This window comes from Bacillus cereus group sp. N8 (assembly GCF_016483685.1).
Lineage (GTDB): Bacteria > Bacillota > Bacilli > Bacillales > Bacillaceae_G > Bacillus_A > Bacillus_A proteolyticus.
This window is the reverse complement of record NZ_JAEHBK010000001.1, coordinates 674,907-699,480: the sequence shown is the minus strand read 5'-3', so window position 1 is coordinate 699,480 and position 24,574 is coordinate 674,907. Positions and strand designations below refer to the sequence as shown.

Below are 24,574 nucleotides of genomic sequence, written 5' to 3'. Positions count from 1 at the left end.
ATTTGAGTCTTTCTAAAAACTTTAATATGTAAGGAACATAGTAAATTTCCGTATTAAATATATTCTATGTAAAAAAGCCCGCACTAATGTGCGAGCTTTTCTTATACTTTCTAAATACTCATCGTTTTCCTTTTTCATAAGGCGTTCCTAATGCTTTCGGAGCTTCAGATCGGCCGACAAAACCAACAAGTGCTAATATTGTGAATACATACGGTAATATCGTTAATAAAACACTTGGAATTTGGTCTAATACAGGAATTGTTCCACCGGTTACACTAAGAGACTGAGCAAAACCAAAGAATAGAGCTGCACCTAGTGCGCCTAGTGGATTCCACTTTCCAAAGATCATAGCAGCTAAAGCTAAGAAACCTTGTCCTGTAATAGTTGCCCCTGAGAAGTTATTAGAAATTGACATTGCAAAAATCGCCCCACCAATTCCAGCAAACACCCCTGATATACAAACGCCGATATAGCGCATTTTATATACGTTAATCCCCATCGTATCCGCTGCCATTGGGTGTTCACCAACAGCACGCAATCGAAGACCGAACGGTGTTTTATAAATAACATACCAAACAACAAATGCTAAAATAATCGCAATATACGACGTTATTGGTACATTTGAAAAGAATATTTTCCCTATAACTGGAATATCCGAAAGACCTGGAATATCAATCTTTTCAATACGGTACTGAATAAAGTCAGTCTGCCCTTTATCAAAGATCTTCTTAATTGCAAATACTGTTAAACCAAGAGATAAGAAGTTAATTGCTACACCACTTACAACTTGATCCGCTCGGAATGTAATAGATGCTACTGCATGAAGCAATGCAAATAACCCACTGCCAATTGCCGCAAATAATAACGCAATCCACGGAGTCATCGTTCCCCAAGTATCACCCATTAATAAGTTTGTAACAACTCCAATAAATGCACCAAATAGCATTAGTCCTTCTAATCCGATATTTACAACACCCGATCGTTCACTAAATACACCACCTAGTGCTGTGAAAATTATAGGTGCTGATGTATATAACGTACCCGTCACAAGAATGGCTAATATATCTAAAAAGCTCATTTATTTCCCCTCCTTGCTCATGCGTGTAAGCGCCCATCTTAACACATAACTACATGCAACAAAGAAGATGATACATGCAATAATTACGTTTATAAGCTCTGATGGCACATCTGCCTCAAAGTTCATTTGAGGGGAAGCACTTTTCAAACCACCAAATAATAAAGCTGAAAGGATAATGCCAAACGGATTATTTCCACCAAGTAACGCTACGGCAATCCCATCAAATCCTACCCCTGTAAACGAAGACATCGCTGTCATGCTTTGGAATGTTCCTAACCCTTCCATCGCTCCACCAATCCCTGCAAATGCACCAGCAATTGTCATGGAAAATACTACATTACGAGAAACTTTCATACCTGCATATTGAGAAGCATGTTGATTAAATCCTACCGACTTTAATTCATAACCTAAAGTTGTTCGATCTAATAAGAACCACATTAAAATAGCGATTAAAATTGCTACAATAATTCCCCAGTGAAGGCGTGAACCGTCAGTAATGGAAGCAAGCCAGTCTGAAGATAATGACGCACTCTCTTTAATGTCGTACGTTTTATCATTACCCTCGTGTAAGAAACGCTTAATAATGTCGTATGTTACATATAACGCGATATAGTTCATCATAATTGTTACAATAACTTCATTAACTTGAAACTTTCCCTTTAAATATCCAGGGATGAAACCCCAAATTCCGCCTACCAATGCTGCGAATAAAATAGATAATGGAATGTGAAGAACAGCTGGTAGTGAGACTGCATAACCGAACCAAACCGCTGCAAGCCAACCAACTAACAATTGACCCTCTACCCCGATATTAAATAAACCTGTACGAAATGCAAACGCCACCGATAAACCAGCAAGAATAAGCGGTATCATTGTACGAAGCGTTTCACCAATCGCACTTGGGCTACCAAACATTCCTGTCCAAAGTGCACTATAACCAACAATTGGGTCATAGCCACTAACTAGCATTACAATTGCTCCTACAAGTAAGCCGAAAATAACGGATAGTACTGGGACTAAAATATTTATCGTTCGTTCTGTTAAAAGTTTTTTAGCCATTTGTACCCACCTGCTCTTTCTTTGTTCCTCCAGCCATTAACAATCCAAGCTGTTGTTCATTCGTTTCTTTCGCATCAACAATTGCTACAATTTCCCCTTCATAAATAACAGCAATTCGATCGCTAACATTTAAGATTTCCTCTAACTCTAGTGATAAAAGTAATACACCTTTTCCTTTATCTCTTTGCTCTATTAATCTCTTATGAATAAATTCAATTGCCCCTACATCTAAGCCACGTGTTGGCTGTGCTGCAATTAATAAATCTGGATCACGGTCTACTTCACGTGCAATAATTGCTTTTTGCTGGTTTCCCCCAGATAGTGCACGAGCTAACGTTTGCTCACTAGGTGTACGTACATCAAACTGTTCAATAAGTGCCTTTGCTTTTTCTGTAATTTTACTGAAATTTAAAATCCCTTTCTTTGAAAACGGATTTTTATAGTACGTTTGCAAAACTATATTATCTCTAACAGAAAAATCAAGAACGAGTCCGTGTTTATGACGATCTTCTGGAATATGACCAATTCCTTCTTCTGTGATTCTTCGAACAGGCCAATTCGTTATTTCTTTCCCTCTAATTGCAATAGAACCTGACTCAACTTTTCGTAAACCAGTAATTGCTTCTATTAATTCACTTTGTCCGTTTCCATCAATCCCTGCAATCCCAACAATTTCCCCCGCACGAACAGTTAAGTCAAGGCCTTTTACAGCAGGTAGTTGACGCGCATCGTGAACAACAAGGTTTGCAATTGAAAGTACCTCTTCTTTTGGCTTCGCGTCTATTTTTTCTGTTTTAAAATTCACTTGACGTCCGACCATTAATTCTGCAAGTTTATTTTCATCCGTATTTGCAACGTCAACCGTTCCAATCCCTTTTCCTTTACGAATAATCGTACAACGATCGCAAACTTCCATAATTTCTTTCAACTTATGTGTAATAAGAATAATAGATTTACCTTCTTGCACAAGCTTTTTCATAATTTGAATTAGCTCATGAATTTCTTGTGGTGTTAACACAGCTGTCGGTTCATCAAATATTAAAATTTCTGCCCCGCGGTAAAGTGTTTTTAAAATTTCAACACGCTGTTGCATACCGACAGAAATATCTTGTATTTTTGCATATGGATCTACAGCTAAACCGTATTGTTCAGACAGTTTTTGAATTTCTTTAGCAGCTTCCTCCACAGCAATTTTCCCTTTTTTCTTCGGTTCGTTTCCGAGAATAATATTCTCTGTAACTGTAAAATTATGAACAAGCATAAAGTGCTGATGGACCATTCCAATACCAAGGTCATTTGCTATATTCGGATTTGTAATTTTTACAGGTTTTCCTTTAATTTTAATTTCGCCTTGTTCTGGCTGGTACAAACCAAATAGTACATTCATCAATGTGGATTTCCCTGCACCATTTTCTCCAAGTAAAGCATGTATTTCTCCCTGCTTTACTTGCAGCGTAATATCATCATTCGCTACAATGCCTGGGAATACTTTCGTAATATTATTCATCTCAATTACGTATTCCATTGTGTTCCTCCTTTTAACAGGGAACATTCCCCTATTACACTATTAACTTATTAAGCAATTCGGAAGTTTTATACATACAAAGGTTAGTTCTATGAACTAACCTTTGCTATTTCTCTATTTATTTTTTTAGAGAAGCTTCATATTCTTTATACTCTTTATCTGTAGCTGGTACTTTAATTGCACCATCTGTAATTTTCTTTTCAAACTCTTCTACTTTTGTTAGAATTTCAGGGTTAACTTTTTTCACGTTGTCAGTTGTTTTTGCAATACCAACGCCGTCATCTTTTAAGCCAAACGCTTCTACTTTACCGCCTTTTAATTTACCGTCTTTCGCTTCTTGTGCTACTTTTTCAACAGCGATATCTACACGTTTTACCATTGAAGTTAATGTTACGTTTTCAGGCATACCTTCTTGGTTTTGGTCACGGTCAACACCGATTACCCAAACGTTTTCACCTTTTTTCTTACGGTTTTTCGCTTCAGTGAACACACCGTTACCTGTACCACCAGCAGCATGATAAATTACATCTACGCCTTGACCATACATTGCTGAAGCAAGAACTGTACCTTTTTCAGGTTTATCAAATGCTTCTGCATATTCAGATACGATTTCAATATTTGGATTTACTGCCTTTGCACCTGCTTTAAATCCATTTTCGAATTTACTAATTAAATCACTCTTCATTCCACCAACAAATCCTACTTTATTCGTTTTTGTTGACATAGCTGCTACTGCACCTACAAGGAATGATCCTTCATGATCTTTAAATGTAATGCTTGTTACGTTTGGTGCATCTACAACAGTATCAACGATTGCGAATTGTTGTTTTGGAGTTTCTTTTGCAACTTCTTTAATTGCACCTTCTAATTTATAACCAATTCCGAAAGTTAAATCATATTTATCTTTTGAGAACTTTTTCAAATTCGGAATATAATCAGCTTCTTTTTCAGACTGTAGATAACGATAATTTGTCTTTTCTTTTAATCCATTCTCTTTACCAAAATTTTGTAATCCTTCCCAAGAAGATTGGTTAAATGACTTATCATCAACGCCCCCAACGTCTGTTACCAAACCAACTTTGAAGTCTTTATTGTCTTTCGTGTCTTTCTTGTCACTGCTCGCCTTATCCGAGTTACCACATGCACCTAACACTGTACTTGCTGCTAACGTTAACGATAATAAAAGACCTGTTTTTTTCTTCATACTAGAAACCCCTCCTGAAATGTTTTGTCTAATGATTCATACGCCGCTGTCCCTTACTTCTTGCTGTCACCTCCCTAAAAAGGAACTTCCTTACATACGTTTTCTTAATACGTGGAAGCTAAACTTATCAGCTCTAAAGTAATTAATAGAATATAAGATTGGCTCATCATTTTGATCATAGTGCATTTGTTTTAAAACTAGCAGTGCCGTTTCAGGTTCACATTCTAAAATCGGTGAGATTTTCGGATGATAACCAATCGGTTCAATATGAGCAACTGCGTACGTGATACGCTTATGCGTATTATTATGTATAACTGTAAGCAGCGATTCCTCATTGTACCCCGATAAATCTGGTAATATCTCTTTCGCTAGTTTATCAATGCAATATACAACTGGTTCCCCATCCGCTGTACGAACACGCTCAATCATTACCGCACTAAATCCATCTTCACAATTAAACTTCTCTTTTTCTTCTTCTGTTAAAGTTGTTGTAGATGATGATAAAAAGATTGTTCCTGGTGTTTTCCCCACACTAGAAATCATATCTGTAATACTAGAAAGTTGCTCTATTCCAGAAGAAAATAACGGCTTCGCATTTACAAACGTCCCTACACCATGTCTACGAATAACAACATTTTCTTCTTCTAAAATACGTAGTGCTTCCCTTAAAGTTGCCCTACTTACACCAAGCTCTTTCGCTAGATCAAACTCTGAAGGTAACTTTTGCTTTTCTTTATAAGCCCCATCTTTAATTTTTCCTTTGATGTGATCAATCACCCGCAAATATAGGTGACGACTATCGGATTTTACTGACATAAGACTCCCCCGCATTTCAATTATTCGACCTCTGATGTAAGACTTCTTTTCTCTTTTTTCAACTTACAACACAGCATAATTACTAAATACTAAAAATAAGTGTAATTATCGAACAAATATTAATAATTTTTCAAGATGAAATTTTCACTCTTTATTCTATAAAAAAAACTTTGCACCATAAACATTCCTCATATCGAGAAAAAGTTCGGCACAAAGATCCCTTACATCCTTTGTTACACACTTTTCCCCCATAGTCTAGCAATTCATGGTTGCCAGGTAGAAACTTATGGACCTTATCTCCAAGATTATATGAGGCAGTGATTCTTTTCGAAGTAATCTTACCACTTGCTCCCATATGTGTCAACAGAATTCAACATTTTTCTACATTAAATATCGAACGTTTCGAAAATCAAAACAATAAGCATTCGTATTCTAAAGAGTACCTCGTTATGTAAGCCCTTTCTTTTATGTTGACTATAGTATATAACAAAAACAGCATATAAAAAAGCCTAATTGTAAAAACAATTAGGCTTTTTTTCAAGAACTTTTTTCTTGCACATCTTTAATGAGTACTTCTCTCGGTTTACTACCTTCATAAGGACCTACTACACCATTCATTTCCATGGCATCGATTAAACGAGCCGCTCGCGTATATCCTACTCTAAATCTACGTTGTAACATAGACACAGATGCTGTTTGCATTTCTACTACAAGCTGAATCGCTTCATCGTATAATTCATCTTCTACTTCCTGCTTTGTTTCAGGAATATCTTGCGGAATCATATCCTCTTGATATTGCGCTTTTTGTTGCGCAATAACAGATTCTACGACTCTCTCAACTTCATCATCTGATAAAAACGCCCCTTGTACACGAACAGGTTTCGATGCACCAATTGGTATGAACAACATATCTCCACGACCTAGTAGCTTCTCTGCGCCACCACCGTCAAGAATTGTACGCGAATCCGTTTGCGAAGATACAGCAAATGCAATACGCGATGGAATATTCGCTTTAATAACACCCGTGATAACATCAACTGATGGGCGCTGAGTCGCAATAATTAAATGAATACCAGCAGCACGTGCCATTTGTGCTAAACGCATAATTGCATCTTCTACATCCGATGAAGCAACCATCATTAAATCAGCTAACTCGTCCACAATCACTACAATATATGGTAATTCAGGTTGTTTCGCTTCCGATTGACTATTGTGTTCTTTAATATAATCATTATATCCTTCAATGTTACGTGTGCCACTATGAGCAAATAATTCATAACGACGCTCCATTTCACTCACAACTTTCTTCAAAGCCTGTGACGCTTTTTTCGGATCAGTTACAACTGGTGTTAATAAATGCGGAACACCGTTATATACATTTAACTCTACCATTTTCGGATCAATCATCATTAATTTTACTTCATGTGGTTTCGCACGCATTAAAATACTTACAATAATTCCATTAATACATACACTCTTCCCACTACCAGTCGCACCAGCTACTAATAAATGGGGCATTTTATTTAAACGTGCCAATACAGCCTCTCCTGTAATATCACGTCCAAGACCAATTAATAACTTCTCTTCTGGGTGGTTATTCGCCTTTGAATCAAGAACTTCTCTAAGCGTTACCATAGAAACTTCTGAATTCGGAACCTCAATCCCAACAGCTGATTTCCCGGGAATAGGTGCTTCAATACGAATGTCTTTCGCTGCTAAAGCAAGCGCTAAATCATCACTTAAACTAACAATTTTACTTACCTTTACTCCCATATCAGGATACACTTCATACTTCGTAACTGCAGGACCTCTATGTACTTTTGTTACTTTCGCTTTCACACCAAAACTTTGGAATGTACGTTCCAATTTACGAGCATTTTCATAAATTTCCGCATTTTCATTTGTAACTTGCTTATTTTGGGGAAACTTTAATATATCAAGCGAAGGAAGCTTATAATCTTTATTTTCCACATTAGAAAATTGCATAGGAGGTGCTTTCGTTTCGCCTTCTAGCGATTCAACTATTTTTTCTCCTCGTTTCTTTTGAGGTTGTTCTTCTGGCGTAGGCGGAACTGCCTCTTCAATAAACGGAGAAGTGATTAAATCATTTTCTTCTATTTGCTTTTCCGTCTCTTCGCTTACTGGATAATTCTCAGTAAAATTTGAAATAATTGGCGGACCAATTTCTATCTCTTCTACTGGCTCAATAGCTTCTTCTTGTTCAGCAACACGTTCACGCCTCTTGCTTCTTGTTGTTTTTTTCTTTTCAGTTTGCTCAGCGACCCTTTGAGATTTCCAATCTTTATAATCCCCTTGCATTACTTGAAATTGACTTCTAAGAATTCTCCCTACCGGAGCAAGTACTTCTCCAATATGCTTATTTGTTATACAAAGTATTCCAAGAATAACTAAAATAATTCCAATGATATATGCCCCTACTTCGTCAAATAAGAAGTAGCACGTTGCGAACATAAGTGCACCGAACATACCACCACCTAAATGAACACTATCCGGGCCCTTTTTCATTTCAAGGAAGAAGTAATCTTTTGTACTAACAATTACAGAAGTATTTTGCACAGCTCCATCTTTCGTAAGAAGGTTAAATAATGTAATATGACTAAACATTAATATTGCTAGTACAATTAAATAAACACCTATTAGCCGTTTATTTAAAAGGTTTGGCCATCCACGCTTTATTACAAACGCAACAGATAAAGCTATTACACCTAACACACCAATTATGTACCACTCACCAAAGAAGAAGCGAAAAAATAACACAAACGATTTCCCTACAACACCTAGCTGTAAAATCGTAATAATCGAAAGTGCAAAAAGAGTCAACCCGACGATTTCATAATACAAAGTTGGCTTTATCGTACGTCTTGCCTTAGCCTTCGTCCCTCTTTGCTTTTGTTTTGCCATTTCTTCACCTCGTGTTCTAAAAATTAAGTACAACTTCCTAAAAAAGCTCTACTTATATGTCTTTCTCTCTATTTTCTGGTCTTTATATCTTCTATTTTTACACTTCTTGTAAAATGTTAAATAAACAGAAGAAAGCAGCCTACTCATGGCTGCTCAACCGTCTTGTTTTTTATATTATACCATAGCTCCTAAACAAAATCCTTCTTTTTGCTAAAAGGTAATTTTCTGTCCAGGCTCAAACTCTAAGTAGTGAGACGGATTCGTACTTAACACACGTACAATAGAATAACATTGATTATCCTCCTCAGAGACCATTAATTCCACGCCGTTTACATTCACAACTTTTTGACTTTCACATTGTGAATAATCAGCCGGATATACAAGTTGCTCTGGCATAATTGTATATAAAATCATTGTAGCATTGTCCCTTCTGCACTATTATCCTTGCGTTCGTCAATTAATTCGTTTAATTTTCTAAGTGCGCTACCAATACCACCGACATCATCTATAAGACCATACTTCACCGCATCTCCACCTATTACATTCGTCCCAATATCTCGCGTCAAATTCCCTTTTGCAAACATAAGCTCTTTAAAACGATCTTCCGTTACTTTCGAATGCTTTGTCACAAATCGAATGACTCTTTCTTGCATTTTATCCAAATACTCAAATGTTTGCGGCACACCTATAACAAGACCTGTTAAACGAATCGGATGAATTGTCATCGTCGCTGTTTCGGCAATAAATGAATAATCAGTTGAGACCGCAATCGGTACACCAATTGAATGCCCTCCTCCTAAAACAAGAGAGACAGTTGGTTTTGAAAGCGAAGCCACCATTTCAGAAATTGCTAATCCAGCTTCAACGTCACCTCCAACTGTATTTAATATTAAAAGTAAGCCTTCAATTTTCGGATTTTGTTCGATCGCGACAATTTGCGGAATGATGTGCTCATATTTTGTTGTTTTATTTTGTGGTGGCAACTGAATGTGGCCTTCCACCTGTCCAACAATTGTTAAACAATGAATACGCGATTCATTCATTTGCGGGACATTCGTCTGTCCAAGTTGTTGAATTTTCTCCACTATAGAAGCTTCTTTCGGAATTTCTTTCGGCTCAGCTTCTTTTTCTTCATTTATATAACGGTCACGTTCTGTCATATCGCATCCCCTTTCACTCTTATATAACTATTATTTCTTAAGTTATAAATTTCATGCGATAGGGTTAAAAAAGAAAAAGATCACCTGTAAAGGTGATCTTCTTTATACTTCCATAATAATCGGTAAAATCATTGGCTTTCTCTTCGTTTCTTCGTACAAGAACTGCCCTAATAATTCACGAATATTTTGTTTTAACATAGACCATTCAATTGAATATTCTTTAATAGATTGTTCAACAATCATACGTACAATATCTGTAGATCGTTCGATCAACGCTTCTGATTCACGTACATATACGAAACCGCGTGAAATAATTTCTGGACCAGAGATTATTTTCTTTTCATCTTTACCAAGTGTCACAACAACAACTAAAATTCCATCTTGAGATAACATCTTTCTATCTCGAAGAACAATATTACCAACGTCGCCAACACCTAATCCATCAATTAAAACATTGCCCGCTTGCACTTTACCAACTAAGTTTGCTTCTTCATCGCCAAAAGCAATTACATCGCCTTTTTCTACAATAAAGATATTTTCTCTCGCAATACCTACATCTTCCGCTAAATATGCATGTGCTTTTTGCATACGGAACTCACCATGTACGGGTACAAAATACTTCGGCTTCATTAAATTTAACATTAGTTTTAATTCTTCTTGGCTACCGTGACCTGAAACGTGTACTTTTCTTTCACCATAATAAACAACCTCGGCTCCAGCTCTAAATAACAAGTCAATAATTTTTGATACAGATATTTCATTTCCTGGAATTGGTGAAGCTGCAATAATAACCGTATCACCTTTACGAATTGAAATTTGTTTATGAGCTTGCTTCGCCATTCTAGAAAGGGCTGCCATCGGTTCACCTTGACTACCTGTCGTTAAAATAGCTACCTTTTTCTCTGGGAAATTATCTACTTCTTGTAATGAAATAACCATACCTTCTGGAACATCTAAATAACCAAGACGTCTTGCAATGTCTACTACTTTCACCATACTACGTCCTACTACCGCTACTTTTCTTCCTGTTTCGGCAGCCGCGTCAAATACTTGTTGAATACGATGTACATTCGATGCAAATGAAGCAACGATAATACGACCTTCTGCACCGTAGAACACTTTAGAAATTTCTACACCAACTTCTTTTTCCGAACCTGTGTAGCCTGGACGCTCAGCGTTTGTACTATCAGATAATAAGCAAAGTACGCCTTCATTCCCGATTTGCGCCATTTTCCCAAGATCTGCTCCATTATTTCCAATTGGAGTTTGATCAAATTTAAAGTCCCCTGTATACACTACAGCACCTTTTGATGTATGGAAACAAACACCAACAGAATCCGGAATACTATGTGTCGTTCCAAAGAATGACACCGTTGTAGTATTAAAATCTACTGTTGAATTTGAATCTATTGTTTTTAAGTCTACACGGCCTAACATGCCCGCTTCGCCAAGTTTTTCTTGTATAAGTCCTACTGTTAATTTCGTTGCATATACTGGAATAGATAATTTACGAAGTACATAAACAATTCCACCAATATGATCTTCATGACCGTGAGTAATAAATAAACCTTTTACTCGCTCTTGATTTTCCACTAAGTATGTAATATCAGGAATAACGATATCAATTCCAAACATTTCATCTCCTGGGAACATTAATCCTGCATCTACAATAAAGATTTCAGAATCAATTTCAACACAGTACATGTTTTTCCCGATTTCACCTACTCCACCAAGAGCAAATACTTTAACAGACTCATTCTCTTTTCTCTTCATGTTGTTGCCTGGTTTAAAAATCTTGCAAACACTGATTTCACTAAAATTGTAGAGACACCAGGGGAAACTCTACAACCACCATATATTCACCGTCCAAGACGAATGTCCTTACCGTTATGCGATATCATGTCCTTGTTTATTTTTTAAACCAGGTTTCACCTCTCTTTCATTATATAAATCAAATATCTTATTCGATATGATATGAAAATTTCATTGAATCATAATTTTTCCCAATTTTGCTAAGCATACCCGTACTAAGCTACTTAGCCATATTATACCTGATACAAGAAATAGAACACAAGTTAAATTATGCGAAAGACAAGAGAAGACACTAAAATGAGGTTATAATTTACGAGGGTGAAATTCATATCACCTTTCTTACTTTTCCTACTCCACAAGAGTTTAATGGAAAAATATTCATGCGATTTCTTTGCATGAATATAAGACTATATGCATTAACAATGTTCCATAATATATTAACTACGCAATCAATATATAACTAATTAAATGTTATTTCCTCTTCCCCTACATCCTATTAGCTCTAAGGAATGTTACTACAGTTAGTTAAAAAAATAAAAATGACCTAGTTTCAAACTAGGTCATTTTTTATTAACGAGGAATGGATTGCATTACAGATTGTAACGTTACTCTTTCTTCTTCTGTTAATGGAAGAAGTGGTAAACGTACAGAACCTACATCTAATCCAACCATTTGTAACGCTGTTTTTACTGGAGTTGGGCTTGGCGCCATAAATAATGAATCCGTTACTCTTACAAGTAATTGATGTAATTTTTGCGCCTTCTTAAATTCTCCTGCTTGGAACGCTGCAATCATTTCTTGCATTTCGTTTCCAATAACATGAGATGCTACCGAAACGATACCTTTCGCTCCAACTGCCATAGCCGGTAACGTTAAACCGTCATCACCGCTGTATACTGCAAAGTCGTCCGCTGTTTTTTCAATGATTTCTGTCATTGTTAACACATCGCCGCCTGCATCTTTAATCGCAACAATGTTTTCGATTTCTGATAAACGAACAACTGTATCAACGGAGATTTGTACAATAGATCGCCCTGGAACGTTATATAGCATAACCGGAAGTGGCGTGCTTTCAGCAATCGTTTTAAAGTGCTGATACATTCCTTCTTGACTCGGTTTGTTATAATACGGCGCCACTAGCATAACTGCATCAACACCAACTTCTGTTGCCTTTTTAGTTAAGTCAACAGAGGCATGTGTATTATTGCTACCTGTTCCAGCGATTACGGGCACCCTTTTATCGACAACAGATACGACATGGCGATATAACGCTACTTTTTCTTCTGATGTTAGTGTAGGAGATTCACCTGTCGTTCCTCCTACCACAATTGCTGTTGTACCGTTATCAATTAAATAATTTACCAATTTCGTTGTCTTTGCAAAATCGATATTCCCGTTTATATCAAACGGTGTTACCATCGCAGTTGCAATTGTCCCAAAATCTATCATGGTCTCACTCCTTATTGTTCCAGTTGCTTTTCTTTTGAAAGCTCAAACGCACTATGTAATGCATTTACAGCCTCCACTAAATCGGTTTCTTTTACAAGAACCCAAATTGTCGTATGACTATCTGCTGATTGCAGAATTTGAATACCTTTTTCAGCTAAAGCTGTAACGATTTTCGCAGTAACCCCTGGGTATCCTGCCATTCCAGCTCCTACAATAGATACTTTTGCACAATGCTCTGTCACAATTGGCTCATATCCAAGGTTCTTTAATAATTCAACTGCACGACTTGATACATTATCACTCACCGTATAAGCTACTCCAGTAGGTGAAATGTTAATTAAATCGACACTTATTCCTTCATTCGCCATTTCTTTAAACACATGCTGTTGCAAATCATATGCCGTTTCTTTTGCAAGCACTTTAATTTGCGTCACATTTGATACATGTGCAATACCTGTAACAGGACGTTCTTCGACATCACGGCCTTTTGTAGCACCATCAGATGCTGAAATAAGCGTACCTTCACTATCAGAATACGTAGAACGTACACGAAGAGGTACTTTTGCATGCATCGCAATTTCAACTGCACGTGGATGAACGACTTTTGCACCTTGATAAGCCATGTTACAAATTTCGTTATACGTTACAGTTTGAAGATGGCGTGCATCCTTTACAATACGAGGATCCGCAGTCATAACACCTTCTACATCTGTGAAGATATCAATATATTCAGCATGAAGCGCAACACCTAATGCTGAAGCTGAAGTATCGCTACCTCCGCGTCCAAGTGTTGTCGTATCACCTTTTTTCGTTTGCCCTTGGAATCCTGTAACGACGATTACATCTAAACTTTGTAACTCTTCATGTATACGATCGCAATTCATTTCAATAATCTTCGCATTCGTAAAATCATCATTTGTTACAAAACCAGCTTGTGCACCATTTAATGCCGCTGCTTTAATGCCGTTCTCATTCAACATATTAGAGAAAACAATTGCAGAGATTAACTCTCCACATGATAATAATAAATCTTGCTCACGATTAGAAATATTAGATTTCTCTTGATTTACAAGACTTAATAACGTATCCGTTGCATATGGTTCACCTTTACGGCCCATAGCAGATACGACAGTAACTACTTTATAACCAGCAGCTAACGATTTTTTTATATGATGAAGCGCATGCTTACGTCCATTTTCATCACGTACTGATGTGCCACCAAATTTTTGAACAATTATTTTCATATTTTGCACCTTCTCTTAGCCGTTTACACTAATTGTAATTTTACTAAGCGCTCTGCAATTTGAACAGAATTCCATGCAGCGCCTTTTAATAAGTTATCAGATACGACCCAAAGATGGAATCCTTTATCGTTATTTAAATCTTTACGGATTCTTCCAACGAATACTTCGTTTTTACCTACTGCAGTAGCTGGCATTGGATATAACTGCTCTTCTGGATTATCTTGCAGAACAATACCTTCCGCATTTGCAAGTAAGCTCTTTAATTCTTCTACTGTTACGCCTTCTTTTTCTACTTCGATGTAAACAGACTCAGAATGCCCTGATACAACTGGTAAACGTACACATGTTGCCGCTACTTCTAATTCAGGCATATGCATAATTTTTTTCGTTTCATTAATCATTTTCATTTCTTCAAACGTAAATCCATTATCTTGGAACTTATCAATCTGTGGAATCGCATTAAAAGCAATTTGGTAATGTTTTTTATCACCTGATACAGGTAAAACATTCGCCTTAACTTCTTCGCCATTTAAGATTGCTTGTGATTGTTCATGAAGTTCTTCAATCGCTGCCGCACCAGCACCTGATACAGCTTGATATGTGGAAACGATTACTCGTTTTAAACCATATTGCTGACGAACTGGCTCAAGAGCTACTACCATTTGAATTGTAGAACAGTTCGGATTTGCAATAATACCATTATGTTCTTTTAAGTCGTTTTCATTTACTTCAGGTACAACAAGTGGCACGTTTTCTGTCATACGGAATGCACTTGTATTATCAACAACAATCGCACCGCGCTTTGCTGCTTCTGGCGCTAATTGTTTCGATACAGATCCACCAGCACTAAATAGTGCGATATCTACTCCTTCAAAACTTTCAGGAGTTGCCTCTTGAACTGTAAATTCTTCGCCTTTAAATACAAGTTTCTTACCTGCAGATCGTTTAGATGAAAGTAACGTTAATTTCCCGATTGGAAATTCTCGTTTCTCTAAAGTATTTAACATTTGTTCACCAACTGCGCCGGTTGCTCCAACTACAGCGACATGAAAAGTTTTTTGCTTTTCCATCACTATGCCCCTTTCTAGATACCAATCCTTCTATAACTTAGAATTAGAAGGAGTATAGAATACCCCTTCTAATCTTAATAACGTTAATTTTATCATATTCTACAGTAAGAATGATGGTTTCATCAAAAATTGTACGTTTTTTTTCGTTTTTTAATTCATATATCTGAATTTTTCTACAACAACTGGTTGCAATTGCTTCCCTTGCAGTGCTTCTAATACTGTATCTTCTAGTAACTCCATGCGAGCTACCATTGAGTTCGGTTTTTTCTCTGGTGCGTCTTGGCCGAATGGGACGAAGTAGATGTTTTTTGTGGCCATTAGACGCATGAGGTTTACCCCATTTAATCCCAAAGCATCATTCGTTGAAACAGCCAATACGACAGGTTTGCCATTTCTTAGCGTCGCTTTTGCTGCCATTAGTACCGGAGAGTCTGTCATTGCATTTGCAAATTTACTCATAGAATTTCCTGTTAGTGGTGCAATCACCATGCAATCTAGTGGGATTTTAGGTCCTAGTGGTTCTGCGCCAACGATTGAATTAATTGCCTTAAAACCTGTTATTTCTTCAATCTTTTTAATCCACTCTTCTCCTTCTCCAAATCTAGTATTTGTTGATTGAACAGTGTAAGAAACAACGGGACGTACTTCTGCTCCCTCAGCAATTAATTTTTCTAAATGAGGCATCACTTCCTCATACGTACAATGTGAACCTGTAAAACCAAATCCTATTCTTTTCCCTTTTAAATTCATTCCCCATTCTCCTTTCTTGCTATTGCACCTTCTGCTAGTAACTGAGAAAGAACGTTCGCTAAAATTTGTCCGGCTGTTTTCGGAGCAACAATACCCGGCAAACCAGGTGCTAACAACGCCTTGACCCCTCTTTTTTCCGCATATCTAAAGTCGGTACCGCCTGGTTTAGAAGCTAAATCAATTACTAACGTATGAGCTGGCATTTTTGAAATAACATTCGCTGTCACAACGAGATGCGGAATTGTGTTAATCACAATATCGATATTACCTACTTCTTTTTCTATGTCTTGCATATGAAAAGGAGAAAACATCATTTCTGTAATACGAGCAATATGTTCCGATCGTCTCGCTCCTACTTTGACATGTGCTCCTAATGATTGAAAGGCTCTCGCTACACTCATACCAGTTCTACCAAACCCTAAAACCATTACATTTGATCCATGGATTGTATAATCAGTATGTTGAATAACCATCATTAGTGTACCTTCTACAGTCGGAATAGAGTTATAAATTGCAACATCATCACGATCAAATAATTTTACAAGTTTTCGATTCGTAGTAGATACAAGATTCTCCAAATAAGGTGTTCCGATACCTGAATATATAGTAAAGTGTTCTGGTGTCTTTTCAATTTGCTCTTGCGTTATAGAAACTTTTTCATTTGAAAAAATAGTATCTACTTCTCCTTTGGCATTCGTCCCTGCAACTGGCAAAATAATGGCATCTAAAGCAGTGAAATTTAAATCTTGTATACTTTCTTTTGCTGCCCCAGTGAAGCCATGATCTAGCTGTTCAAACCCTATTAATGAAAGTTTCGCATCTAGTTCAACTAACTTGCGAATTACTTCTAGCTGCCGTGCATCTCCTCCTATGACAGCGATATGCATCTCAGTCAACATTCCCTAATTCACCTTCTTTTTCTTTCATTTATAAGAAAAATGCCTACTTTTTCTTTTTCCTCCACATCATATGTAATGTACGAGTTTGAGGTGATTGAAAAACAAAAAGCACACATGTTTTATCTGCTCTATATAAAAATAAGAAAAAAGACAACCAAAATGGTCATCTTTCATTCTGACTTTGTATGATTTGTAAAATCGCAAATTATCATATCATGTCCCACTTTCTTAATTTGGTTCCATTCCACCCTCACTTCTTGCTGTTCTCTTTTAAAGCCTCCCCATTTCCCAAGCGGTATAATAAGAGCTTGTATTCGTCCGTCTCGCTCATTAATTTCTACATCTGCGTGACCTAAAACTCCCATTTTTTCCGCTCTTTCTAAATCCACAATCTCTTTACCACTTAATTCACTTAAGCGCATGAAATCTCCCCCTTATCTTTTTATAAAAGCCTCCTATAATAAGTACCTATTCTGCATATATAAAAAAAATAACCGTACCCCATATAAATGAGATACGATTATTCTCGAAAAGGAATGAATCATAAAACCAACTAAAGTTTCATTCCTTTTGGTAGTTTTCCATCCGGACTAATAAGTGCCGCAGAGAATTCATCTGTAAACATATTACGAATTAACTCGTCTACATTTTGTTTTGTTACAGTATTTACACTTTCAATTATTTCATCAAGAGAACGATGTTTACGAAGAAGTAATTCGTTTTTACCGTTACGGCTCATACGACTATTCGTACTTTCTAAACTTAACATTAAGTTTCCTTTTAATTGTTCTTTACTATTAACAAGCTCTTTTTCTGTAATACCTGTATTTTTCAACGTATTTAACGTCTCTTGCATTGTTTCATACAGTGTATCTAATTGTTGGCTACCTGTTCCACCGTAAAGCGTTAACATCCCTGTATCTTCATAAGAAGAGTGATAAGAGAATACTGAGTATGCCAATCCTCGTTGCTCACGTACTTCTTGGAATAAACGGCTACTCATACTACCGCCTAAAACATTATTTAATACAATTAAGTTATAAATATCTTCGTGTCCCATTTGCAAGCCTTTATATCCTAAACATAAATGAGCTTGTTCTGTTTCCTTCTTACGTGCTACTTTATTGAAATGGAAAATTGGGCTATGTACTTGTTCACGATTTGTTGTGCCTTCGTAATTACCGAAATATTGCTCTACAATTTGTAAAAATGATTCATCAATATTTCCTGCAATTGATACAACTACATTTTCAGGTGTGTAATGATCTTTTATATATTGACGTAACGTATCACCTGTAAATGTTTCAAGTGTTTCTTCTGTTCCTAAAATAGGATATCCAAGCGGATGCGTTTCATATGTTGCTTTCGTTAACATATCATGCACAATATCATCTGGCGCATCTTCGTACATTTTTATTTCTTCACATACAACATTCTTCTCTTTTTTCAGTTCTTCCTCATCAAATGTTGAATTAAAGAACATGTCTGCTAAAACATCTAACGCGTATTTAGCATGCTCATCTAACACCTTTGCATAGTAACATGTATATTCTTTTGAAGTAAAAGCATTTACTTGTCCGCCAATGCTATCAAATGATTCTGCAATTTCTCGCGCGCTACGTGTTTCTGTCCCTTTAAAGAACATATGCTCTAAAAAGTGCGAAACTCCATTGTTTTTTTCATTTTCATTTCTTGAACCTGCATGGATCCATATACCAATCGCAACCGATCTCACAGTTGGTATATTCTCCATAACAATTCTTACACCATTTTTACACGTATATTTTTTAATCAAAAACTTTCCTCCTACTGCCAGTTTCTCTAAATAAATGCTATTATTTAATGATAACAAGTTTAAGGATGAATGTCATGCAAATGTATTTAATCTACACGTTTTTCATCCAATAATTCTGTTATATTCCCTACTTTATATCCTTGTTCCTTCAATTTTGTAATCATTGTATCTAATGCTTCTGCTGTAGATGAAGTAGGATGCATTAATACGATAGCACCTGGATGTATTTTTCGCATTACTCTCTGCAATAGTACGTCTGGCTCTGGTCGTTTCCAATCGATCGTATCTACTGTCCACATAATCGTCCCCATTTGAAAATCATCTGCTATTTTCACTACTTCATCTCGAAAACTGCCACTTGGCGGAGCAAACCATTTCACTTTTTGATTCGTAGCAGCTTCTATCATTCGATTTGTTTTTTGTAACTGATCTCGTATTTCACCAGACGATAGCGTTTTCATATTAGGGTGTGTGTAAGAGTGATTTCCGACTTCTTGATTTGCATCAACAATCATTTTTGCAAATCGTAAATTTTCTTTGACCCAACGTCCTTCTAAAAAGAAAGTCGCCTTCACATCATGTTTTTTCAATATCTCTAATATACGAGGTAAATACTCATTTCCCCATGCCACATTTATTGTTAATCCCACCATCTTTTTGTTTGGATGTCCCCTATAAATTGGGGCTGGTGATAAATCTTCTAGGTGGACACTTGGTGATACTTCCTTGAATTCAAGATATTCCTGATCAAATTCCTTTCGCTTCTTCATATTATTATAAGATGCTCCAATATCCACTTGTCTTCCATTATATCCAGGTGTTGCCTTCCATATTTTATCAATTATCGCATTTTGAGGCGCAATCTCATATTGTTTTGCATGTTGTTGAATTTCTTCATACAAATTATCCTGTGCAAAAACGGAATAAGAGCCTAAACTGACATATAAAGAAAATATACATATGTATGCCCATATACGAGCTTTCATATAAACCCTCCCATTAACTATATAAAAAACATTTTTCTTCTTATCTTTGTTAATTTGAGCGTTATAATGAAAACTATACCTATACTGACATAAAAATATATGTAAATCATATTTTTACATAACAAAAAAAGCCAGTTTAACTGGCTTTTACTTATTGCTGCTCTTGCTTGTTTTCTTCTTTAGCAGCTTCTTTTTCTTGCTCTTCTTTTAGCAATACTTTTCTAGATAGATTTACGCGACCTTGCTTGTCAATCTCGATAACTTTAACTGTAATTACATCACCGATTTTCACAACGTCTTCTACTTTACCTACACGTTCAAGTGCAAGTTCAGAAATGTGAACTAATCCATCTTTCCCACTGAATAATTCAACGAAAGCACCGAATTTCTCAACACGTTTTACTTTTCCTTCGTAGATTTCATCTACTTGTACTTCGCGAACGATATCTTCGATAATTTTCTTAGCTTTGTCATTCATTTCTTGATTTATTGATGAAATAAATACCGTACCATCTTGCTCGATATCAATTTTAACACCAGTTTCTTCAATAATTTTATTAATTTGTTTACCGCTTGGTCCAATAACGTCACGGATTTTATCTGGGTTAATTGTCATTGTAATAATCTTTGGAGCGTAAGCTGATAATTCAGTACGTGGCTCTGCAATAACAGATAACATATGATTTAGAATGTGCACACGACCAATTTTCGCTTGTTGTAATGCCTCTTCTAAAATTTCACGAGATAGACCATCGATTTTAATGTCCATTTGCAGTGCAGTTACACCTTTTGCTGTACCGGCTACTTTAAAGTCCATATCACCTAAATGATCTTCCATACCTTGAATATCAGATAAAATTGTGTAATGCTCACCAGATTTAACTAGACCCATTGCAATACCTGCAACTGGAGCTTTAAGTGGAACACCAGCATCCATCATCGCTAAAGTACTACCACAAATACTTGCTTGTGAAGTAGAACCGTTTGACTCTAAAACTTCAGATACAAGACGTACTGTATATGGGAAATCTTTTTCAGATGGAATTACAGGCTCAAGAGCACGTTCTCCTAATGCACCGTGACCAATTTCACGACGACCTGGTCCACGCATCGGTCTTGTTTCACCAACACTAAATGATGGGAAATTATAATGATGCATGAAGCGTTTTGACTCTTCTACACCAAGACCATCTAAAATTTGCACATCGCCTAATGCGCCTAATGTACAAATACTTAACGCTTGTGTTTGTCCACGTGTGAATAAACCAGAACCGTGTGTACGCGATAAAATACCAACCTCTGATGCTAAAGGACGAATTTCGTCACCTTTACGACCATCTGGGCGGATTTTTTCAACTGTAATAAGACGACGTACTTCTTCTTTTACAATTTTATATAAAATTTCACTTACTTGTCCTAATGTATCAGCGTCAACTTCCTGAACTTCGTAATGCTCAATTACACGCTTTTTCACTTCATTAATTGCATCTTCACGTGCATGTTTTTCGTGCACTTGAATTGCAGAATGCATATCCTTCTCAGCCATTTCACGTACAGCTTGATTAAGATCAGCATCTACTTCATAAAGTTTCACTGCTGTTTTCTCTTTACCAACAGCTTGTACAATCTCTTCTTGGAATGCAATTAGACGTTTAATTTCGTCATGACCAAACATAATTGCCTCTAACATTGTTTCTTCAGGCACTTGATCTGCTCCTGCTTCAACCATGTTAATTGCATCTTTCGTACCAGCTACAACAAGGTGAATATCACTTTGTTCTTGCTGTTCTACTGTTGGATTAATAACGAACTCGCCATTAATACGACCTACTGTCGCACCTGCGATTGGACCTTCAAATGGAATATCTGAAATAGATAATGCTAATGAAGAACCAAGCATAGCTGCCATCTCAGAAGAACAGTCTTGATCAACACTCATTACGATGCTGACAACTTGTACTTCATTACGGAAACCATCTGCGAAAAGCGGACGGATTGGGCGGTCAATTAAACGACTTGCTAAAATTGCTTTTTCACTTGGACGGCCTTCACGCTTAATAAAACCGCCTGGGATTTTTCCAACTGCATATAAACGCTCTTCATAGTTTACTGTAAGTGGGAAGAAATCTACATTTTTTGGCTCTTTTGATGCAGTTGCTGTAGATAGAACTGCTGTGTCGCCATATCTTACTAATACTGCTCCGTTCGCTTGTTTTGCAAGCTGACTTGTTTCAATTGTTAGCTGACGACCAGCTAAATCTATCGAGAAGACTTGCTTTTCCTGACTCATTTAAGTACCCCTCTCAATTTAAAATATTCAATTCTTCTATGTAAATGGATAGTATATCACAATATTCTTTCCTCTAGTATTGCCGAAAATTTAATAAGCTATAAAGAGTAGAAGATATATTTTTACCTAACAAAAAAGCGGGAATATTCCCGCTTCTCTGACTATCGACGTAAGCCAAGCTTTGTGATTAATTCACGGTAACGTGTGATATCGCTATTACGAAGGTAAGTAAGTAAGTTACGACGTTTACCAACCATCTTTAATAGACCACGACGTGAATGATGATCCTTCTTGTGAGTACGTAAGTGCTCGTTTAGAGTGTTAATTTGCTCCGTTAGGACAGCAATTTGAACCTCTGGAGAACCAGTATCAGTCTCATGAGTTCTAAATTGTGCAATGATTTCATTTTTACGCTCTTGTGTTAAAGCCATCCTATTTCACCTCCTAATAATTAAACCCCCAATTACCTAGCAAGCGTCGGTGAGTCGCAATGCCAAGCAATGGTTGTCATAAAGTACATAACATAGAATACTACTTTTCATTTGAAAAAGCAAGTATATTCTTTGCGCTTGAAAAATATTCTTGGGCGATTTTCTTATCTTTCGCGATTTGTGCAACTAACTCATCAATACCATTAAACTTTTTTTCTTCTCTTATACGTATATGCCACTCCACCGTGACACTTTGATCGTATATATCTTTATTAAATTCAAATAGATGTACTTCAATAGATAATTGGCGCTCATTCTCTTTAAAAGTTGGTTTATATCCAATATTACATACGCCATCGTGCCATTCATCGTGAACTTTCAATCTCACTGCATATACACCTATTGGCGGAAGTAGATATTCATCACTTAAACCTACATTTGCAGTTGGAAAGCCAATTTGGCGTCCACGCTTGTCGCCGTGCACAACTGTTCCTTCTACCGTATAAGCTCTCCCTAAAATAGATGGAATCTGCTCCATTTCTCCATTTCGAATTAACTTTCGTAATGAAGTAGAACTTACTTTTTCTTCTTGATATTCAACTTTTTCGATCACGGTCTGTGTAAACTCCCCTCTTGCATGAAATGGTAAAGTCTCCATCTTCCCTTTTCCTAAACGTCCATATGAATAATCAAAGCCTGCTACTACATGCTTTACGTTTAAATCAATAATATAATCATCTACAAATTGTTGTGGTAATAATCCTGCAAATGATTCATCAAATTTAATAACATATAATATATCGATTCCTAAACTTTCGACTATTTTTTCTTTATCACGCATTGGTGTAATATACTCCACATGCGCTTCCTTTTTTCCTAAAACAACAGATGGATGAGGATAAAATGTCATAACTGCACTTTTATATCCCCGTTCATCCGCTATTTGCTTCGCAGTTCGAATCACACATTGATGTCCTAAATGAATGCCATCAAAAAATCCTAATGCCATTACAGTAGGTGGTAATTCTAATTTATTTTGTTCATGTGGATGAGTTAAATGAATAAGTTTCACGCTTGAATTCACCTTTTTCTGTAATAATCCTTCCGATAATTCATTATAGCTTTAGTTCTTGATTATTCACAAGTACTTTCATTGGCTTTAGCATACCAGGGTGTTTTGGATGATGCTCATAAATCGCCAAGCAACAATCATTTTTATCAAATACTGTAATAAATGGTGCTGTTATTTCTAATTCATTCTTTAAGAACATACCATTTTTTATTTTTTCTGCTTGCTTTTCATCTACAACCATTTTTGGAAACTTACTTAACGCTTCGTCGATTGAAATAAAGATAGACTCTACTGTTCCATTTTGCACGTTTTCTTCAATTTCTTCAAATGATATGCAATCTTCTAGTAAAAATTCACCAGATGCTGTTCTTACAAGATGGGACATGTGTGATGGAAAACCAAGTTTTTCACCAATCATTACCGCTAGCGTTCTTACATATGTTCCTTTACTACACGTTACACGGAAACGGAATGAAATGTTTTCCCCTTCAAAAACTTCACGTTCATCAAGTAATACAAATTCGTGAATTGTAATTGTACGAACTGGACGTTCAACCTCTTGACCTGCTCTAGCATATTCGTATAGTTTTTTCCCGTTTACTTTTACAGCTGAAAACATCGGTGGCATTTGTTCAATTGTTCCTGTTAACTTTGCAAGAACATTTTCTACTTCTTTTCGTGTAATAACACGATCCACATTTTTCGTTTCTACAACTTCACCCGAAGCATCTTCAGTCGTCGTAGAAAATCCTAATGTTACTTCACCTTCATACGTTTTCGTCTCACTTGTTAAAAATTGTGCAATTTTCGTTGCTTTACCAACACAAATCGGTAATACACCCGTTACATCTGGATCTAATGTTCCCGTATGACCAATTCGTTTCTCACGTAAAATCTTTCTTAATTTAAATACACAATCATGTGATGTCATGCCTTTTGGCTTATGTAATAATACTACGCCTTCCATATATGTTCACCTCATCATAATTCTTTCATAATAAATATCCAAAAC

The 24,574-nt window shown here is 36.4% G+C and carries 21 protein-coding genes and 1 riboswitch; all 21 genes read right to left on the bottom strand.

The annotated features are described in order from the left end of the window. Nucleotides 1-118: 118 nt before the first annotated feature. A complete protein-coding gene (locus JDS80_RS03720) occupies nucleotides 119-1,078 on the bottom strand; it encodes an ABC transporter permease (RefSeq protein WP_000008852.1) in 960 nt (319 codons plus the stop codon). Beyond that, nucleotides 1,079-2,137: an ABC transporter permease gene (locus JDS80_RS03715; protein WP_001085263.1), complete on the bottom strand. Its 1,059-nt coding sequence runs from the start codon at nucleotides 2,135-2,137 to the stop codon at nucleotides 1,079-1,081. Further along, nucleotides 2,130-3,662, bottom strand: coding sequence for an ABC transporter ATP-binding protein (locus JDS80_RS03710; protein WP_199637102.1), 1,533 nt, complete (start codon nucleotides 3,660-3,662; stop codon nucleotides 2,130-2,132). The genes JDS80_RS03715 and JDS80_RS03710 overlap by 8 nt, the downstream gene beginning before the upstream one ends. Before the next feature lie 118 nt (nucleotides 3,663-3,780). Beyond that, nucleotides 3,781-4,866: a BMP family lipoprotein gene (locus JDS80_RS03705; protein WP_071746764.1), complete on the bottom strand. Its 1,086-nt coding sequence runs from the start codon at nucleotides 4,864-4,866 to the stop codon at nucleotides 3,781-3,783. Between the two features lie 90 nt (nucleotides 4,867-4,956). Further along, entirely contained in the window at nucleotides 4,957-5,682 is a 726-nt protein-coding gene (locus JDS80_RS03700) for a GntR family transcriptional regulator (RefSeq protein WP_002121705.1), read from the bottom strand. Between the two features lie 231 nt (nucleotides 5,683-5,913). Then, nucleotides 5,914-6,015, bottom strand: a riboswitch (purine riboswitch). A 204-nt stretch (nucleotides 6,016-6,219) separates the two neighbouring features. After that, entirely contained in the window at nucleotides 6,220-8,604 is a 2,385-nt protein-coding gene (locus JDS80_RS03695; RefSeq protein WP_071771495.1) for a DNA translocase FtsK, read from the bottom strand. A 210-nt stretch (nucleotides 8,605-8,814) separates the two neighbouring features. Next, nucleotides 8,815-9,018, bottom strand: coding sequence for a YlzJ-like family protein (locus JDS80_RS03690; RefSeq protein ID WP_000605032.1), 204 nt, complete (start codon nucleotides 9,016-9,018; stop codon nucleotides 8,815-8,817). Next, nucleotides 9,015-9,764: a translocation-enhancing protein TepA gene (gene tepA, locus JDS80_RS03685; RefSeq protein WP_071746766.1), complete on the bottom strand. Its 750-nt coding sequence runs from the start codon at nucleotides 9,762-9,764 to the stop codon at nucleotides 9,015-9,017. The genes JDS80_RS03690 and tepA overlap by 4 nt, the downstream gene beginning before the upstream one ends. Before the next feature lie 102 nt (nucleotides 9,765-9,866). Next, nucleotides 9,867-11,537 carry a ribonuclease J gene (locus JDS80_RS03680; RefSeq protein ID WP_071746767.1) on the bottom strand — a complete coding sequence of 557 codons (1,671 nt, stop codon included), beginning with the start codon at nucleotides 11,535-11,537 and terminating at the stop codon, nucleotides 9,867-9,869. 609 nt (nucleotides 11,538-12,146) lie between these two features. After that, entirely contained in the window at nucleotides 12,147-13,025 is an 879-nt protein-coding gene (gene dapA, locus JDS80_RS03675) for a 4-hydroxy-tetrahydrodipicolinate synthase (protein WP_071746768.1), read from the bottom strand. 11 nt (nucleotides 13,026-13,036) lie between these two features. Then, nucleotides 13,037-14,269 carry an aspartate kinase gene (dapG, locus tag JDS80_RS03670; protein WP_071746769.1) on the bottom strand — a complete coding sequence of 411 codons (1,233 nt, stop codon included), beginning with the start codon at nucleotides 14,267-14,269 and terminating at the stop codon, nucleotides 13,037-13,039. A gap of 23 nt (nucleotides 14,270-14,292) precedes the next feature. Then, nucleotides 14,293-15,339, bottom strand: a complete 1,047-nt coding sequence (asd, locus tag JDS80_RS03665) for an aspartate-semialdehyde dehydrogenase (RefSeq protein WP_071746770.1) — start codon at nucleotides 15,337-15,339, stop codon at nucleotides 14,293-14,295. Between the two features lie 150 nt (nucleotides 15,340-15,489). Next, entirely contained in the window at nucleotides 15,490-16,089 is a 600-nt protein-coding gene (gene dpaB, locus JDS80_RS03660; RefSeq protein ID WP_001049482.1) for a dipicolinate synthase subunit B, read from the bottom strand. Then, a complete protein-coding gene (gene dpaA, locus JDS80_RS03655) occupies nucleotides 16,086-16,988 on the bottom strand; it encodes a dipicolinic acid synthetase subunit A (RefSeq protein ID WP_071746771.1) in 903 nt (300 codons plus the stop codon). The genes dpaB and dpaA overlap by 4 nt, the downstream gene beginning before the upstream one ends. A 170-nt stretch (nucleotides 16,989-17,158) precedes the next feature. Beyond that, nucleotides 17,159-17,410, bottom strand: coding sequence for a YlmC/YmxH family sporulation protein (locus tag JDS80_RS03650; RefSeq protein ID WP_071746772.1), 252 nt, complete (start codon nucleotides 17,408-17,410; stop codon nucleotides 17,159-17,161). Nucleotides 17,411-17,541: 131 nt separating this feature from the next. Beyond that, nucleotides 17,542-18,783: a M16 family metallopeptidase gene (locus JDS80_RS03645; RefSeq protein ID WP_071746773.1), complete on the bottom strand. Its 1,242-nt coding sequence runs from the start codon at nucleotides 18,781-18,783 to the stop codon at nucleotides 17,542-17,544. Between the two features lie 86 nt (nucleotides 18,784-18,869). Beyond that, nucleotides 18,870-19,769, bottom strand: coding sequence for a polysaccharide deacetylase family protein (locus tag JDS80_RS03640; RefSeq protein WP_071746774.1), 900 nt, complete (start codon nucleotides 19,767-19,769; stop codon nucleotides 18,870-18,872). 151 nt (nucleotides 19,770-19,920) lie between these two features. After that, complete coding sequence (pnp, locus tag JDS80_RS03635; protein ID WP_071746775.1) at nucleotides 19,921-22,059, bottom strand: polyribonucleotide nucleotidyltransferase; 2,139 nt, start codon at nucleotides 22,057-22,059, stop codon at nucleotides 19,921-19,923. A 161-nt stretch (nucleotides 22,060-22,220) separates the two neighbouring features. Next, on the bottom strand, nucleotides 22,221-22,490 hold the full coding sequence (gene rpsO / locus JDS80_RS03630; protein ID WP_001229392.1) for a 30S ribosomal protein S15: 270 nt from the start codon (nucleotides 22,488-22,490) through the stop codon (nucleotides 22,221-22,223). Nucleotides 22,491-22,590: 100 nt separating this feature from the next. Then, the gene (gene ribF, locus JDS80_RS03625) at nucleotides 22,591-23,562 is read right to left on the bottom strand and encodes a bifunctional riboflavin kinase/FAD synthetase (protein WP_071746776.1); all 972 of its coding nucleotides are present in this window, start codon (nucleotides 23,560-23,562) and stop codon (nucleotides 22,591-22,593) included. A gap of 43 nt (nucleotides 23,563-23,605) precedes the next feature. Beyond that, nucleotides 23,606-24,529 carry a tRNA pseudouridine(55) synthase TruB gene (gene truB / locus JDS80_RS03620; protein ID WP_071746777.1) on the bottom strand — a complete coding sequence of 308 codons (924 nt, stop codon included), beginning with the start codon at nucleotides 24,527-24,529 and terminating at the stop codon, nucleotides 23,606-23,608. Nucleotides 24,530-24,574 lie beyond the last annotated feature (45 nt).

Bases quoted from the DNA above. Each gene is read 5' to 3' on its own strand.
- JDS80_RS03720 (WP_000008852.1), bottom strand. From the start codon at position 1,078: ATGAGCTTTTTAGATATATTAGCCATTCTTGTGACGGGTACGTTATAT.
- JDS80_RS03715 (WP_001085263.1), bottom strand. From the start codon at position 2,137: ATGGCTAAAAAACTTTTAACAGAACGAACGATAAATATTTTAGTCCCA.
- JDS80_RS03710 (WP_199637102.1), bottom strand. From the start codon at position 3,662: ATGGAATACGTAATTGAGATGAATAATATTACGAAAGTATTCCCAGGC.
- JDS80_RS03705 (WP_071746764.1), bottom strand. From the start codon at position 4,866: ATGAAGAAAAAAACAGGTCTTTTATTATCGTTAACGTTAGCAGCAAGT.
- JDS80_RS03700 (WP_002121705.1), bottom strand. From the start codon at position 5,682: ATGTCAGTAAAATCCGATAGTCGTCACCTATATTTGCGGGTGATTGAT.
- JDS80_RS03695 (WP_071771495.1), bottom strand. From the start codon at position 8,604: ATGGCAAAACAAAAGCAAAGAGGGACGAAGGCTAAGGCAAGACGTACG.
- JDS80_RS03690 (WP_000605032.1), bottom strand. From the start codon at position 9,018: ATGATTTTATATACAATTATGCCAGAGCAACTTGTATATCCGGCTGAT.
- tepA (WP_071746766.1), bottom strand. From the start codon at position 9,764: ATGACAGAACGTGACCGTTATATAAATGAAGAAAAAGAAGCTGAGCCG.
- JDS80_RS03680 (WP_071746767.1), bottom strand. From the start codon at position 11,537: ATGAAGAGAAAAGAGAATGAGTCTGTTAAAGTATTTGCTCTTGGTGGA.
- dapA (WP_071746768.1), bottom strand. From the start codon at position 13,025: ATGATAGATTTTGGGACAATTGCAACTGCGATGGTAACACCGTTTGAT.
- dapG (WP_071746769.1), bottom strand. From the start codon at position 14,269: ATGAAAATAATTGTTCAAAAATTTGGTGGCACATCAGTACGTGATGAA.
- asd (WP_071746770.1), bottom strand. From the start codon at position 15,339: ATGGAAAAGCAAAAAACTTTTCATGTCGCTGTAGTTGGAGCAACCGGC.
- dpaB (WP_001049482.1), bottom strand. From the start codon at position 16,089: ATGAATTTAAAAGGGAAAAGAATAGGATTTGGTTTTACAGGTTCACAT.
- dpaA (WP_071746771.1), bottom strand. From the start codon at position 16,988: ATGTTGACTGAGATGCATATCGCTGTCATAGGAGGAGATGCACGGCAG.
- JDS80_RS03650 (WP_071746772.1), bottom strand. From the start codon at position 17,410: ATGCGCTTAAGTGAATTAAGTGGTAAAGAGATTGTGGATTTAGAAAGA.
- JDS80_RS03640 (WP_071746774.1), bottom strand. From the start codon at position 19,769: ATGAAAGCTCGTATATGGGCATACATATGTATATTTTCTTTATATGTC.
- pnp (WP_071746775.1), bottom strand. From the start codon at position 22,059: ATGAGTCAGGAAAAGCAAGTCTTCTCGATAGATTTAGCTGGTCGTCAG.
- rpsO (WP_001229392.1), bottom strand. From the start codon at position 22,490: ATGGCTTTAACACAAGAGCGTAAAAATGAAATCATTGCACAATTTAGA.
- truB (WP_071746777.1), bottom strand. From the start codon at position 24,529: ATGGAAGGCGTAGTATTATTACATAAGCCAAAAGGCATGACATCACAT.